Origin of the sequence: Paenibacillus sp. OSY-SE (assembly GCF_000283315.1) — a bacterium.
GTDB lineage: Bacteria > Bacillota > Bacilli > Paenibacillales > Paenibacillaceae > Paenibacillus_B > Paenibacillus_B profundus.
Genome location: NZ_ALKF01000169.1, coordinates 1 through 14,055, shown reverse-complemented (window position 1 = coordinate 14,055; position 14,055 = coordinate 1). Strand labels below are relative to the sequence as shown.

General features: G+C 49.8%; 12 protein-coding genes. 1 reads left to right on the top strand and 11 read right to left on the bottom strand.

The window, feature by feature from the left end; all coding sequences use genetic code 11:
- Positions 1 to 268 precede the first annotated feature (268 nt).
- From gltX to A372_RS0109820, 4 genes are all read right to left on the bottom strand, one after another.
- Positions 269 to 1,723 (bottom strand): glutamate--tRNA ligase, encoded by a 1,455-nt coding sequence (gene gltX / locus A372_RS0109835; protein WP_019420673.1) that lies wholly within the window; start codon positions 1,721 to 1,723, stop codon positions 269 to 271.
- An 81-nt stretch (positions 1,724 to 1,804) separates the two neighbouring features.
- On the bottom strand, positions 1,805 to 2,287 hold the full coding sequence (gene ispF / locus A372_RS0109830) for a 2-C-methyl-D-erythritol 2,4-cyclodiphosphate synthase (RefSeq protein ID WP_019420672.1): 483 nt from the start codon (positions 2,285 to 2,287) through the stop codon (positions 1,805 to 1,807).
- A gap of 24 nt (positions 2,288 to 2,311) precedes the next feature.
- Positions 2,312 to 3,007 (bottom strand): 2-C-methyl-D-erythritol 4-phosphate cytidylyltransferase, encoded by a 696-nt coding sequence (ispD, locus tag A372_RS0109825; RefSeq protein WP_019420671.1) that lies wholly within the window; start codon positions 3,005 to 3,007, stop codon positions 2,312 to 2,314.
- A gap of 43 nt (positions 3,008 to 3,050) precedes the next feature.
- The gene (locus tag A372_RS0109820; protein ID WP_019420670.1) at positions 3,051 to 4,142 is read right to left on the bottom strand and encodes a PIN/TRAM domain-containing protein; all 1,092 of its coding nucleotides are present in this window, start codon (positions 4,140 to 4,142) and stop codon (positions 3,051 to 3,053) included.
- Positions 4,143 to 4,353: 211 nt separating this feature from the next.
- Between A372_RS0109820 and A372_RS0109815 the strand changes: the two genes are divergently transcribed.
- Positions 4,354 to 4,749, top strand: coding sequence for a hypothetical protein (locus tag A372_RS0109815; protein ID WP_019420669.1), 396 nt, complete (start codon positions 4,354 to 4,356; stop codon positions 4,747 to 4,749).
- 213 nt (positions 4,750 to 4,962) lie between these two features.
- On the opposite strand, the gene pssA is transcribed toward A372_RS0109815, so the two are convergent.
- The 7 genes from pssA to A372_RS0109780 all read right to left on the bottom strand — a co-directional run bounded on the left by pssA (position 4,963) and on the right by A372_RS0109780 (position 13,245).
- Entirely contained in the window at positions 4,963 to 5,691 is a 729-nt protein-coding gene (gene pssA / locus A372_RS0109810) for a CDP-diacylglycerol--serine O-phosphatidyltransferase (RefSeq protein ID WP_019420668.1), read from the bottom strand.
- Positions 5,692 to 5,745: 54 nt separating this feature from the next.
- Positions 5,746 to 6,819, bottom strand: coding sequence for a DNA integrity scanning diadenylate cyclase DisA (gene disA, locus A372_RS0109805; protein ID WP_019420667.1), 1,074 nt, complete (start codon positions 6,817 to 6,819; stop codon positions 5,746 to 5,748).
- Positions 6,820 to 6,835: 16 nt separating this feature from the next.
- Positions 6,836 to 8,203 (bottom strand): DNA repair protein RadA, encoded by a 1,368-nt coding sequence (radA, locus tag A372_RS0109800; protein ID WP_019420666.1) that lies wholly within the window; start codon positions 8,201 to 8,203, stop codon positions 6,836 to 6,838.
- Positions 8,204 to 8,569: 366 nt separating this feature from the next.
- Positions 8,570 to 11,023, bottom strand: coding sequence for an ATP-dependent protease ATP-binding subunit ClpC (clpC, locus tag A372_RS0109795; RefSeq protein WP_019420665.1), 2,454 nt, complete (start codon positions 11,021 to 11,023; stop codon positions 8,570 to 8,572).
- 22 nt (positions 11,024 to 11,045) lie between these two features.
- The gene (locus A372_RS0109790) at positions 11,046 to 12,119 is read right to left on the bottom strand and encodes a protein arginine kinase (RefSeq protein WP_019420664.1); all 1,074 of its coding nucleotides are present in this window, start codon (positions 12,117 to 12,119) and stop codon (positions 11,046 to 11,048) included.
- 55 nt (positions 12,120 to 12,174) lie between these two features.
- Entirely contained in the window at positions 12,175 to 12,726 is a 552-nt protein-coding gene (locus A372_RS0109785; RefSeq protein WP_019420663.1) for a UvrB/UvrC motif-containing protein, read from the bottom strand.
- 57 nt (positions 12,727 to 12,783) lie between these two features.
- Positions 12,784 to 13,245, bottom strand: a complete 462-nt coding sequence (locus tag A372_RS0109780; RefSeq protein WP_019420662.1) for a CtsR family transcriptional regulator — start codon at positions 13,243 to 13,245, stop codon at positions 12,784 to 12,786.
- Between the last annotated feature and the right edge of the window lie 810 nt (positions 13,246 to 14,055).

The following is a 14,055-nucleotide window of genomic DNA, read 5'->3' as shown; positions in this document are numbered from 1 at the left end:
GCGAACGACACGTCATCTCCTACCCATACTCTTCAAGCACGCTCAGAGACAAAGCTTCCGGGTGCAACGCATCAGCATCGAACCGGAACGACTCTCAGCCTGCAAGAACATGATGCGCATGTCCTTGACCGTTCGTTCTCTCTGTACGCTTCTTAATTGCCAATGCTTTCCCGTTCAACGCTTTTCCTTACTCGTATTATATCGTCTAGTATAGCGGATGTGCAGCGCAGCTGACAATAAGGGCTTCTCGTCCGATGTTGCCAGACTGCTACGCCAGCTGACGCAGACGTTTGAATACTTTGGCTTGGCCAAGCAGGACAATCGTCTCGTTCAGGTCGCGGCCATGCATTTGGCCCGATACCGCCACACGGACAGGCATGAACAATCCTTTGCCTTTGGCGCCCGTTTCTTTCTGAACTTCCTTCATCGCCGCTTTGACCGTATCGACATCCCATGATGCGGCGGCTTCCAGCTTCTGAAGCAAAGCGCTCAGCACGGCGGGAACTTGCGGTTCTTCCAGGACTGGCTTCGCTTCTTCGTCGACGACAAGCTCGTCACGGAAGAACAGTTCAGACAGTTCCACGATGTCGGAAGCGCAGTTCATCTGCTCTTGATACAGCTTGATAAGGGATGTCGCCCACGCGAGCTGCTCTTCGTTCAAGCTCTCCGGCAGTCGACCCGCTTGCTGCAGATGCGGTATAGAGAGTGCCGCGATGCGCTCTATGTCTGCTGTCTTCATATACATATTATTGATATGCGTCAATTTATTCGTATCGAATACCGCAGGACTCTTCGATAAGCGATTCGCATCAAAAATCGAAATCAGCTCATCGAGCGAGAACAGCTCTTCTTCACCTTTCGGAGACCAGCCGAGAAGTGCAATGAAGTTGCAGATGGCTTCCGGCAGATAGCCGAGCTGCTCGTACTGTTCGATAAACTGGATAATCGACTCGTCGCGCTTGCTGAGCTTCTTGTGGTTCTCATTGACGATAAGCGTCATATGACCAAATACCGGCGCTTCCCAGCCGAACGCCTCGTAAACCATCAGTTGGCGCAATGTATTCGTAATATGATCTTCACCGCGCAGGACGTGCGATATACGCATTAAATAATCGTCGAGCACGACCGCGAAGTTGTACGTCGGAATACCGTCCTTCTTCACGATGACCCAATCACCCGTCGTGTCGGACTCGAAGGTAATATCGCCCTTTACAAGGTCGTCAAACGTATAAGAGCGGCCTTCCGGAACGCGGAAACGAATGCTCGCTTGGCGGCCTTCCGCTTCAAGACGCGCATGGTCCTCTGCGGATAATCCACAGCATTTGCCCGAATATTTCGGTGTTTCCCCGCGGGCGGTTTGCGCCTCCCGCTCCGCTTCAAGCTCCTGCTCCGTGCAGTAACAGCGATAAGCCCAATCGCGTTCAAGCAGCTCATTCACATATTTATTGTATATATCCAGACGCTCGGTCTGACGATATGGGCCGTAATCGCCACCCACATCGATGCTTTCATCCCAATCCATGCCAAGCCATTTCATGTACTTGAATTGATTCTCTTCTCCGCCTTCCACGTTGCGCTTCACGTCCGTGTCTTCGATACGAACGATGAATTTCCCGCCATGGTGACGTGCGAACAAATAATTGAACAGTGCTGTACGTGCATTTCCGATATGTAAGTGTCCCGTTGGACTTGGTGCATAACGAACACGAATGTCTTTATTCATGATAGCTTCCCTCACACCGATTATTTTAGTCTACCTTTTAGAGGTGGTTCAAAAATTCCCCTTTTGAATACTCACTTTTAGTTATACCATATCTTTAAAGAGGCAGACAACCGCCTGAGCGGCAATTCCCTCGCTTCTTCCCGTAAAGCCAAGCTGTTCCGTCGTTGTCGCTTTCACGTTCACCTGCGACTCATCCGCTTCCAATATGCGTGCGATATTCGCAACCATGGCCGGTATGTGCGGCAGCATCTTCGGCTTCTGCGCAATAATGGTGCAATCCACGTTGCCAAGCCGGTAGCCCCGCTCCTTCGCGAACGCCCAGACATGTTCCATCAGCTTCACGCTGTCCGCGTCTTTGTATGCCGGATCCGTGTCTGGGAAATGCTTCCCAATGTCGCCGAGACCCAAGGCTCCGAGGACGGCGTCACTTACCGTATGCAGAAGCACGTCGGCGTCCGAATGCCCCAACAGACCTTTTTCATATGGAATATGTACGCCGCCGATGATGCACGGACGTCCTTCCACCAATTGATGCACATCGAATCCCTGTCCTACTCGTATCACGAATTCTCCCTCTCCCTTACCGTGTTATTGATTCCGCAACATCCACCAGGCCGCCCAATCCAGATCGTCCGGTGTCGTAAGCTTGATGTTCGTGTAATCCCCTTCCACGACATGAACTGGAACGCCCATGCGCTCCACGAGCATCGCGTCGTCCGTCCCGATGAATCCCTCTAGCTCCGCCTGCTCATGGGCGGACATACATATGGAAAGACGAAAAGCCTGTGGGGTCTGAATCGCCCACAAGCTGCGTCGGTCCGGCGTTGCCGTTATGACGCCATCCCCATTCACCTGCTTTATCGTATCTTTCACCGGTACGGCCAATACGCACGCCTCATGCTCCCGGGCCGTGGTAAAGCATGCCTTCACCTTGCCTGGGTCCACAAAAGGCCGTACGCCATCGTGAATCAATACATAATCCAAGCCGCGTGCCTGCAGCGCCTGCAGCCCTGCATACACCGAGTGCTGCCGTTCCTTGCCGCCGGCTACGATATCGCGGACTTTATCCAGTCCATATTCACGTACCCAATCTTCACAGCGGGGCATGTCCTGCGCTGACGTCACCCAAGCGATCGTCTCGCATTCAGGCATCGCTTGAAACCGCTCCACCGTATGTACAATTACCGGCTTGTCCAGCAGCCGTAAATATTGCTTACTCTCCTCGGTGCCCATACGCGTGCCTTTGCCGGCAGCCACGATCACCACTCCAAAGCCTTGTTCCATCCCTGTTAACCCTCCATGATGGTGCTACCCCCATCATACCTGTTTATTGGGCTTTTTCCAACAGTTTTGGCTTGGCAAAAATCATGCGTCCCGCTGACGTCTGCAGCACGCTCGTTACGAGCACTTCCATCGTCATGCCGATGTAGTCGCGCCCGCCCTCAACCACGATCATCGTACCATCATCCAGATAGGCGACACCCTGACCGTGTTCCTTGCCGTCTTTGATTACTTGCACGACAATCTCTTCGCCAGGCAGTACGACCGGCTTCACCGCATTGGCAAGGTCGTTAATGTTCAACACAGACACGCCCTGCAGCTCGCACACTTTATTCAAGTTGAAGTCATTGGTGACGACTTTGCCCTTCAACAGCTTGGCAAGCTTGACGAGCTTGCTGTCCACTTCGGAGATCTCATCGAAGTCACCTTCATAAATCAGCACCTTGACCTCAAGTTCCTTCTGAATCTTATTTAAAATATCCAATCCCCGACGTCCGCGATTTCGTTTTAACAAATCCGAAGAGTCCGCGATATGCTGAAGCTCTTCAAGCACGAATTCTGGAATGACAATCGTCCCTTCGATAAATCCCGTCTTGCAAATATCCGCTATACGGCCGTCAATAATGACGCTCGTGTCCAATATTTTGTGTTCCTCATAACGGTATTCAGATTCTTCTTCACTGCTGCGTTCCAACCATTTGAACGAAGAGAGCCACAATCCCATATCTTCCTGTTTGAGCAGCGCAATTTGCATGCCTGCACACCCGCTCGCTATCGCGATAATAACCGATGCCATATGCCCCACGCTCCCGAATTGCCCCAAGAGTGGTGTGATGAGCGAAGCAAAACATAGACCGAGCAGTGTACCTGCTGCACCCGTCACCAATATTCCCGTGGACATCTCCGCAATTCGTTCTCGCCCTGTATTCCAAATACGTGACAATGGCATAAAGAGTGCACGACCTACTACATAAAAGCAAAATGCCCCGCCAAACGCCCATAACAAGCGGACAGAAGAGAACCCTTGATTCATTACCGCGGCAAATTCCATCGTCTGTGTATACCAATAATGTTGCAGCTCCAACCCGCTCCAAGCGCCAATCAGTCCAGCCAATCCTAGAAATATTCGTTTAAACACAAACGTCCACCTCCTTACTCTATTTGGATTTCCTTACAATTATGGCCCAACGAAATGGCTCCTAATCCTCGAATTCTGAATTTTATCGCGGTGCCGAGTTGATAAATGGGAATTCCTAGTCGTATAATGTTCTTGAAAACGTTATGCGTAACAAGCGTTCTCGTGCGACGCTTGCACCGTTGCACTATTCCAAGAATAGAGGTGGATGGAAATGAGCACTCCCAGTTTGCAAGCGCTTCAAGATCAGGTAGCTGATTTACTGCTAAGACACCGGAGCCTATTGGACATTCTCTCCAAATACGGTCAGTCCGACGCCTCGGTGAACCGCGCCGTGACCAAAGCCATTACCGAATGCGGATGCTTGGAGCTGCATGCCACGCGGCAGCCATATTGCGCTGATATGGATGTTGATCAAGCGAAGCAGAGCATGGAAAGCCACGTCCAAGGATATTTGTGCGACAATTGCAAAGACGTCGTGAAGAGCGAGCTTGGTAAGCACCTTTTCTACATGTCCGCCCTTTGCAACCTGCTCGACATCGAGCTGGATGATGTCGTGAAGCAGGAATCGAGCAAATGCTCTACGCTTGGTATTTTTAATTTGTCTTAACGTCAGGGGGCAACAATACTTGCTACTAAGCTATTATAGAGCCGAGGGCGGGTATCTGCGCTGCACACAGGGCAGCTTGGATAACCGTTCTCGGCTTTTTTATGCCAAAAAGCCGGTATCCCTGTTGGATACCGGCTCAGTATAAACAACAACAGCACTTGACGCTAAAGGGATACTGTCCCTTTAGCGTTAAGTGCTGTATCGTTAATTAGGTTAAGAATGTTTCGATTGGTACCATTCTTCCGCATCTCTTTGCTTCTTGCGACGTCTATTCAGCATTCTAACGTTTTTTTTTAAGCCAAGGAGAGCATATAGCACCAAGGGAACAAATATGAGCTTCGGTGTCTGCTCTGGCTTCCAAAATGCAATCGCAGCGGATCCCGCGATGACGATAGGCGTAATCCAAATCGCTTTCTTCGGAATGCCAACCTTCTTGAAATTCGGATATTTCACAGTGCTTACCATCAAATAAGACAAAAGGAGCATGGCGATAATCAAGTAAGCTCCGGGAATGGTCTCATGAAATAGCGCAAGCGTACAAGCAACGCCGCCTGCAGCCGGAATAGGCAAACCGATGAAATAGCCCGGAATCCCATCCTTAACGTTAAATCGAGCCAAGCGAAGCGCACCGCAAATTGGAAATATGGCCGTTACAATCCAGGCAAGCGCCGAGTTCATTTCGCTAAATGCCACCACATACATAATGAATGCCGGGGCCACGCCGAACGAAATAACGTCGGACAAAGAGTCCAGCTCTTTGCCGAATTCACTCTGCGCATTCAATGCCCGTGCTACCCGACCATCAAGACCGTCAAGCAGCATGGCGATAATAACCATAAGAGCGGCTTTGCTGTAGTCGTCGTGAAACGCAAGCATAATGGATATAATTCCGAGAAACAAGTTGCCGATCGTAAACAAGCTCGGAATAGACTTTATAATCATAGGTTCACCTCTAATTTTACTATGCCCAACGTTCGTGTTTTCATTGTTGGAAAATCAAATCTGCCTGTCAATGAAAACCTGCTCTTGAATGCGTTTAAGTCCTTCCTTAATAGTGCGTGCACGCACTTCACCGATGCCGTCCACTTCATCCAGTTCCTCAATGGTAGCCATCATGACGTGCGGCAGGAACTCGAATGTCTCCACTAAGTTATGAGTGATGACGTTCGGGAGTCTCGGGATTTTACTTAAGACGCGATAGCCGCGCGGTGAAATGGACTCATCTTGAATCGCGCTTGTCGTCGGATACCCCAACACGCGAATCAGGTGATGGGTATCGAGCAGTTCATCCGCGGTGCATTTTTTCAGTTGGGCAAAAATTTCGCGGATCTTCTCATCACTCTCATCCCGGGCGTAATCCTTCACGAGCAGCCAAGCATCTTCTTCGGTGTTGCTTACCAGTTCCTCCAGCTGCATGCTAATGAGACGTCCTTCGGTACCCAATTCATTGATGTAACGCTTTATCTCCATTTTAATACGTAATACCATTTCAATACGTTGCACAACGTTAACAACATCGGCCAAAGTCACCAGTTCTTCGAACTCGGAAGCCGTCAAATTGGTCATGCCTTGTACGAGTACCGCCTTATATTTCTCCAGCGTCTGAATCGCTTGGTTCGCTTTCGTCAATATGACGCCAATCTCCTTCAGCGCATAGCGAAGGCTGCCTTGGTATAGCGTAATGATGTTGCGGCGCTGGGAGATAGACACGACGAGCTTACCGGTCTGCTTCGCAACACGCTCCGCGGTACGGTGCCGAATCCCCGTCTCTGTCGACGGTATGGATGAATCCGGAATGAGCTGTGTATTTGCATAAAGGATTCGCTTAATGTCCTCGCTTAAAATGATGGCGCCGTCCATCTTGGCAAGCTCATACAAATAGCTGGGCGAAAAATCGCAATTAATTGAAAATCCGCCATCAACGACTTCCATTACTTCTGGACTGTAGCCGACGACAATAAGAGCGCCTGTCTTTGCACGCAATACGTTCTCTAACCCTTCACGGAATGGGGTCCCCGGCGCAACCATCCGCAGTAGGTCATTCATTATATCTAGCTGGCTTTCCTTCATTCTTTGTCTATGCCCCCTAACCTAGCGCCGCAGTTAATGCTTCAGCAACCGTATTTACACCGATAATATCAATATGATCAGGCGGTTTCCACCCCCGCAAACTACTCTCTGGTAAAATAATTCGCTTAAATCCGAGTTTCTCTGCTTCTTTCACCCTTTGTTCCGCGCGCGAGACGGCGCGCACTTCTCCTGTCAAGCCAACTTCACCGAATACGACATCATACGGCTGTGTCGGCATATCGCGAAAGCTTGAAGCAATGGCGACGGCCATAGCCAAATCCACCGCCGGCTCATCCAGCTTCAAGCCACCCGCTACATTCACATATGCATCTTGATTCTGCAAAAACATTCCCATGCGCTTCTCCAGCACCGCAATGATAAGCGACAGCCGCTGATGATCAATCCCCGTCGACATGCGACGCGGGGAAGGGAAATTGGTAGCTGATACGAGAGCCTGCATCTCCACCAGCACCGGCCGCGTCCCCTCCAAGCTGGCCACGACCGTAGAGCCGGCTACACCGAGCGGCCGTTCCTGCAGGAACATTTCGGAAGGATTCTTCACTTCCACCAATCCGCCTTCGGTCATCTCGAATATGCCGATTTCATTCGTGGAGCCGAACCGATTCTTGACCGCACGCAATATACGATAAGAATGGTGCCGCTCCCCTTCAAAGTAGAGCACGCAATCCACCATATGCTCCAGAAGGCGAGGGCCTGCAATAGCCCCTTCCTTCGTCACGTGGCCGACCAGCACCGTTGCAATTCCTCTACCTTTAGCGATGCGCATAAAAGTGCTTGTGCATTCGCGCACTTGTGCCACGCTGCCCGGAGCGGATTCAACTGACGGCTGAAACACCGTCTGAATCGAGTCGATGACGAGAAAGTCGGGCTTCATTGTGTCAATCGCTTCTTCGATATATTGTAGATTCGTCTCGCTTAAGACGAACAAACGCTCAGACAGCACACCTAACCGATCTGCTCTAAGCTTCGTCTGCCGCATCGATTCCTCGCCAGACACGTACAATACCTTCAGCCCGCTGGTCGCGAGCGCATTTGAGGTCTGCAAGAGCAGTGTGGATTTCCCGATACCCGGGTCCCCGCCGACTAAGATAAGGGAACCCGGAACGACTCCGCCGCCCAAGACACGATTCAGTTCGCTTAGTGTCGTCGTTAATCGAGGTTCGCGTCCACTCTCTATATGTATGATCGATTGCGGCTTTTCTTTCGTTTGAATCAAGGAAGTATGGACTCCTGCAGTCTTCACGACGGTTTCACGTTCCTCGACCATCGTATTCCACTCGCTGCAGCCCGGACACTTCCCCATCCACTTTGGAGACTCATAGCCGCACTCGCTACAATAAAATTTCGTTTTTACTTTGGCCATGTCAGCCGACACTCCTAATTGATAATCACGGACTCAATCCATGGTCTACTAAAGTTCGTTGTTGATACTCATTGTATCGGAGTAAACCAATTGATTTATTACCCACCTCGTTCAAGTTTACCATTTTTAAGGAGCGGGATAAAGGGATTTAGCAATTGAGGTAGGAAAGATGAGGAAAATGTACGAATAGCCTGAGTATTCACTCTTGTTAACGTGGTTCCCCCCTTTATGAGGCGACATATTATCCCATAAGAAAACCAGACCATGAAGCGGAAGCCTGACATCATGTTCTTTGTCTAAGAACAAAACCGCATAAAAAAACGCACCCCTTGCTTATCGCAAGAGATGCGCCTGTGGCATTACCGATTATGCATTCGTTGTTGCAGCCGGAGTTTCCGTATTGCGCAGTACAACAAGTTCGCCGTCCTTCTCGTCTATAAGCACTGCATCGCCCTTGATGATTTGACCTCTCAGCAGCTCCTCGGACAATCTGTCCTCAATGTGCTTCTGAATGGCACGGCGCAGCGGACGCGCTCCATAAGCCGGGTCGTAGCCCTCTTTTGCCAAGAATGCTTTGGCGTTGTCAGTAAGTTGAAAATCGATGTCTTGTTCCTTCAGACGCTTGCGCAGTTCATCTGCCATCAGTGTGACGATTTCGGCAATGTGCTTCTCATCAAGCGAATGGAAGACGATAATTTCGTCGATCCGGTTCAAAAATTCCGGACGGAAGCTCTTCTTCAATTCCGCCATCACTTTATCTTTCATGTTGTTGTAATCACGGCTCGTGTCGTTCGCAGCTGTGAATCCGAGCGTTGAATTGCGCTTAATTGCTTCGGCGCCGACGTTCGACGTCAATATAATGAGTGTGTTGCGGAAGTCCACCACGCGTCCTTTGGAATCGGTCAGACGGCCGTCTTCCAACACTTGCAGCAAAATATTGAACACTTCTGGGTGAGCCTTCTCAATCTCATCCAACAGGACGACCGAGTATGGCTTACGGCGTACTTTCTCAGTCAGCTGGCCGCCTTCCTCGTAGCCGACGTATCCTGGAGGCGCCCCTACCAGACGCGCTGTTGAGTGTTTCTCCATATATTCGGACATATCGATGCGGATAACCGCATTATCATCACCGAAGAGCGATTCCGCAAGCGCACGCGCCAGCTCCGTCTTCCCTACCCCAGTAGGGCCGAGGAAGATGAAGGAGCCCATTGGACGCTTCGGATCTTTCAGACCTGCACGAGCGCGGCGAATAGCACGGCTGACCGCCTTGACTGCTTCGTCTTGCCCGATAACACGTTCATGCAATATTTCTTCCATATTGAGCAGGCGTTCGCTTTCCTCCTCTTTCAGCTTCAACACCGGTATGCCGGTCCAGCTGGCTACGATCTGAGCGATGTCTTCCGGCGTAACCTCGGAGTCCATGCGTCCCTGCTTCTCTTTCCATTGATTGCGTACCGTCTCCAGCTCTTCGCGCATCTTCTGCTCTGTATCGCGCAGCGCGGCTGCTTTCTCGAATTCCTGGCTCTGAACAGACGCATCCTTCTCTTTGCGGATGTCCTCCAAGCGGGCTTCGAGCTCTTTCAAGTTAGGCGGTACCGTGTATGAATGAAGGCGTACTTTCGAACTGGCCTCATCAATCAGGTCAATCGCTTTATCCGGCAGGAAGCGGTCGGTAATGTAGCGGTCTGACAGCTTCACTGCTTGGTCAATCGCTTCGTCCGTAATTTTGACGCGATGGTGCGCTTCGTAACGATCGCGCAGCCCTTTTAGAATTTGAACCGTTTCTTCCGGCGTCGGCTGATCAACCGTAATTGGCTGGAAGCGGCGTTCTAAGGCAGCATCTTTTTCAATATATTTGCGGTATTCATCCAACGTCGTCGCACCGATACATTGCAGCTCCCCTCGTGCCAGCGCCGGCTTCAAGATGTTTGAAGCGTCAATTGCTCCTTCGGCACCGCCAGCGCCAATCAGCGTATGCAGTTCATCAATGAACAGGATGATATTCCCGGCTTGGCGAATTTCGTCCATAATCTTTTTCAGCCGATCCTCGAACTCACCACGGTATTTCGTGCCAGCGACGACCGAGCCCATATCAAGTGTCATGACGCGCTTGTCACGGAGCGTCTCTGGAATTTCATTATTAATAATCTTCTGGGCCAAGCCTTCGGCAACGGCCGTCTTCCCGACGCCTGGTTCTCCGATTAATACCGGATTATTCTTCGTCCGGCGGCTTAGCACTTGAATGACGCGTTCAATCTCCTTGCTGCGGCCAATGACCGGGTCTAGGTTGCCTTCCTTCGCAATCGCCGTCAAATCGCGTGCCAAGCTGTCCAGCGTCGGTGTGCTCACATTCTGCGATTGGCCGTGATGGCTCGATACCGCTTCGCTGCTGCCGAGCAACTGCAGCACTTGCTGACGCGCTTTGTTCAGGCTGATGCCCAAGTTGTTCAACACGCGTGCTGCTACCCCCTCGCCCTCACGAATCAGGCCGAGCAAAATATGCTCTGTTCCGACATACGTGTGGCCAAGCTTGCGCGCTTCGTCCATGGACAGCTCAATGACTTTCTTTGCCCGAGGCGTATAGGCGATATTGGTCGGCTGTTCTTGACCGCGCCCGATTAGCGATTCGACTTCGTCTTGAATCTTCTCCAGACCAAGGCCGAGCGCAACTAAAGCTTTTGCGGCAATGCCTTCCCCTTCACGAATGAGGCCGAGCAAAATATGCTCTGTTCCGATATTATTGTGTCCTAAGCGGACCGCTTCTTCCTGTGCCAAAGCCAATACTTTTTGTGCACGTTCTGTAAATCTTCCGAACATCATCGTCTAAGCACCTCCATAAACTTTATGATTTGGATTTGGATTTCGATAACGTCTCCCGAATCAATCTCGCCCGATACACGTCCCGTTCATCGGTTGGCAGCGATTTGTTGTATATATGCTGCAAAAATCCCGGTTGTGTCATGACAAGCAATTCGTTTAATTCAGATGAGTGAATATGGTTTAGAATGTTCAAATCCGAGCCGAGACGAATATCGGACAGCCGTTGCGCCGCTTCCTTCGAATCCATGATAGCCGCGTGCTTCATAATGCCGTAAGACCGGCATACACGGTCTGTCAGTCGTGTCCGACTATCCGTCAGCAGGAGCTCACGCGCCGCCTTCTCATGCTCGATAATTTGCTTCACTACGCTGTACAGATTATCGATAATCTCGGTTTCAGATTGACCGAGCGTAATCTGGTTCGAGATCTGGAACAGGTTGCCGATCGCTTCGCTTCCTTCCCCGTATATACCCCGAACAGCCAAGCCTACTTGTGTAACCGCCTGAAGGATGCGGTTAATTTGCTGTGTCATCACAAGAGCTGGCAAATGCATCATGACCGACGCCCGAATTCCGGTACCGACATTCGTCGGACACGAGGTAAGGTAACCGCGCTTCTCGTCGAAGGCATAATCGACATGTGATTCGAACACGTCATCGATGCGGCTCGCTTGTTCCCACGCCTCACGAATTTGTAACCCCGGATACAGGCATTGAATCCGCAGATGGTCTTCTTCATTAATCATAATGCTAATCGATTCGTCATCGCTTAATATGACGACTCCGTTACGCGACTCGTTAGCCAGACTCGGAGAGATTAAATGTTTCTCCACCAGCACCTGCTTCTCGGTGTCGTTCATTTCCACAAGCGAAAACTTCTGAAAATGATTGATCGCTGCAAATTCAGGTTCATCCACAACCGCCGTCAAATGGGTATGCACTTCAGCCGACTGCTGGTTCGTCGCCAGCAGCGGGAACGGCAGTCCGCTCAAGTTCCGTGCTACACGGATACGACTGCTGATGACGATATCGGAGTCTGGACCCGTACCGCGCATCCAGTCACTAAGCGCTTGCTCCATAAATCGTCTCCCTGCCATCTCGCCATCTCCTTCCATTTCATTCGTTCAATTCCCATTATTTATGTGCACGAGGCTAACCGTTATGTTCCGCAGCACCAGGCGGATTCTTCTCCAAGTCCCGGATGCGATCACGCAGCTTGGCCGCTTGTTCGAATTCCTCATTCATGATGCTGAGCTGCAGCTGCTTCTTTAAATCTTCTAATTCGCGCTTACGTTGAATTCTTCCTCCGCCACGCTTCGGAATTTTGCCGATGTGAACAGTATTGCCGTGAACTCGCTTCAGCAATGGATCCAAGCGGTCGCCAAAGAAGGAGTAGCATTCATCACACCCGAAACGGCCGAGCTTGCTGAATTGCGAATAAGTAAGTCCGCATTTCTCACATCGCGTCGCCTGTGGCTTGTTAGCATGAGCAGTACCGCTTGTACCCGAATCACCGCCTGACAGATCAAAGTCAAGCAATCCAGAAAGCAAGTTATGAATGGAGAAGCCGTTAGACGTGCCAGGAATCCATTCGCCCTTCTCCCGGGCACATGATTCGCAAATATGGAATTCCGTCTTTTGCCCGTTAATGATTTTGGTAAAATGCAAGGTGGCTGGTTTCTGACCGCATTGTTGACAGATCATATCCGTTTCTCCTCCTTTATAGGTGACATATTCAACCTTATATATACATCGGTCGATCTATTTGCTAAGCAGAGCCAGCAGCATGGCCCGCAGCAGCCTAGCACGCAATTCATCGCGGTAAGGAAGCTTAATCGGCAAGTTGTCGCGCGATACGGCAGCCCTCAATAAATTCGCTTCCCGGCGGGAGATAAATTCTGCTTCTTCCAGTTGATAAATGAGCCCCTCTGCCGCCGACTGACTGATTAGCTCTCCAATAGATTCGCACAGATGATTGTGGATACCTTCATGTTCCGGCAAATCGACGCGTTGAATGCGGATGTATCCGCCGCCTCCCCGTTTGCTTTCCACGACGTAACCTTTTTCCAAGGTGAACCTTGTGCTGATAACGTAATTGATTTGCGAAGGCACACATGAAAATTGCTCCGCCAAATCATTTCGTTGAATTTCTACAGCGCCTTCCGTGCTCTCCACTAACATATGCTTTAAATAATGTTCAATCAAGTCGGAAATATTGCGCATCTTCTCCCTCCTTTCCGCACGCTTCTATATTAGGTTTAACCAATTTTGACGGTACCTTATTCGACTTTTCCTAACTATTTGACTTTTTGTGCTTTATTCTGACTTTGACTTTCTTTGACTTTACGTTTATTATAGCGGAATTTTTTTGCTTTGCCAATACTTTATTTTCATTTTTTTGTCCATTGTATGCTGCGTGCGGAAAGAGTTCAGGTGCATATACCGATCATTTTTAATTCATGCTGCAAAAGTCAAAGATGTGTATATTTCGTGACTTTTCCACAGAGCGTGGATAAGCTGGGGATGAATATGTATATAAAGATATATTTTTTGTATATCTTATCTAGATAGATTGTTGATAAATACTTTATAGTGTATACGATTTGCGCAGTTAATACTTTTTTGTGATAGATTGTGGATAGATATAATATAATGCGAGAGCTCTTATACGCTTACTGATTGAATCGATGGTCAGTAGTACATAATTGTTCATAAGTAGGCAAAAAAGTGGGGATTGACGAGGTAAAGACAATGGAGTCAGTAACCTCTAACACAGTCTATAGCTCTATGATCAGGTCAGTTTGTTAGTTATGCGAGTGGAGAATGTGGTCATTGTTGATATCATTAAATACAATGTGGATAGAATGGCATAAATCAGAGGGATATCATATGGGGAAGGCATTGGCTCTGTGGATAAGTTGTGGACAAGACAAAAAACCACTAACATAATGTCAGTGGTTTGTCTGCTTGGCAACGTCCTACTCTCCCGGGACCCTGCGGTCCAAGTACCATCGGCGCTGGAGGGCTTAACGG

Excerpts from the sequence above, each read along its gene's own strand:
- pssA (WP_019420668.1), bottom strand. The coding sequence starts at position 5,691 with ATGATTATAAAGTCTATTCCGAGCTTGTTTACGATCGGCAACTTGTTT.
- radA (WP_019420666.1), bottom strand. The coding sequence starts at position 8,203 with ATGGCCAAAGTAAAAACGAAATTTTATTGTAGCGAGTGCGGCTATGAG.
- disA (WP_019420667.1), bottom strand. The coding sequence starts at position 6,819 with ATGAAGGAAAGCCAGCTAGATATAATGAATGACCTACTGCGGATGGTT.
- A372_RS0109790 (WP_019420664.1), bottom strand. The coding sequence starts at position 12,119 with ATGGCAGGGAGACGATTTATGGAGCAAGCGCTTAGTGACTGGATGCGC.
- A372_RS0109780 (WP_019420662.1), bottom strand. The coding sequence starts at position 13,245 with ATGCGCAATATTTCCGACTTGATTGAACATTATTTAAAGCATATGTTA.
- ispD (WP_019420671.1), bottom strand. The coding sequence starts at position 3,007 with ATGGAACAAGGCTTTGGAGTGGTGATCGTGGCTGCCGGCAAAGGCACG.
- A372_RS0109815 (WP_019420669.1), top strand. The coding sequence starts at position 4,354 with ATGAGCACTCCCAGTTTGCAAGCGCTTCAAGATCAGGTAGCTGATTTA.
- gltX (WP_019420673.1), bottom strand. The coding sequence starts at position 1,723 with ATGAATAAAGACATTCGTGTTCGTTATGCACCAAGTCCAACGGGACAC.
- clpC (WP_019420665.1), bottom strand. The coding sequence starts at position 11,023 with ATGATGTTCGGAAGATTTACAGAACGTGCACAAAAAGTATTGGCTTTG.
- A372_RS0109785 (WP_019420663.1), bottom strand. The coding sequence starts at position 12,726 with ATGATCTGTCAACAATGCGGTCAGAAACCAGCCACCTTGCATTTTACC.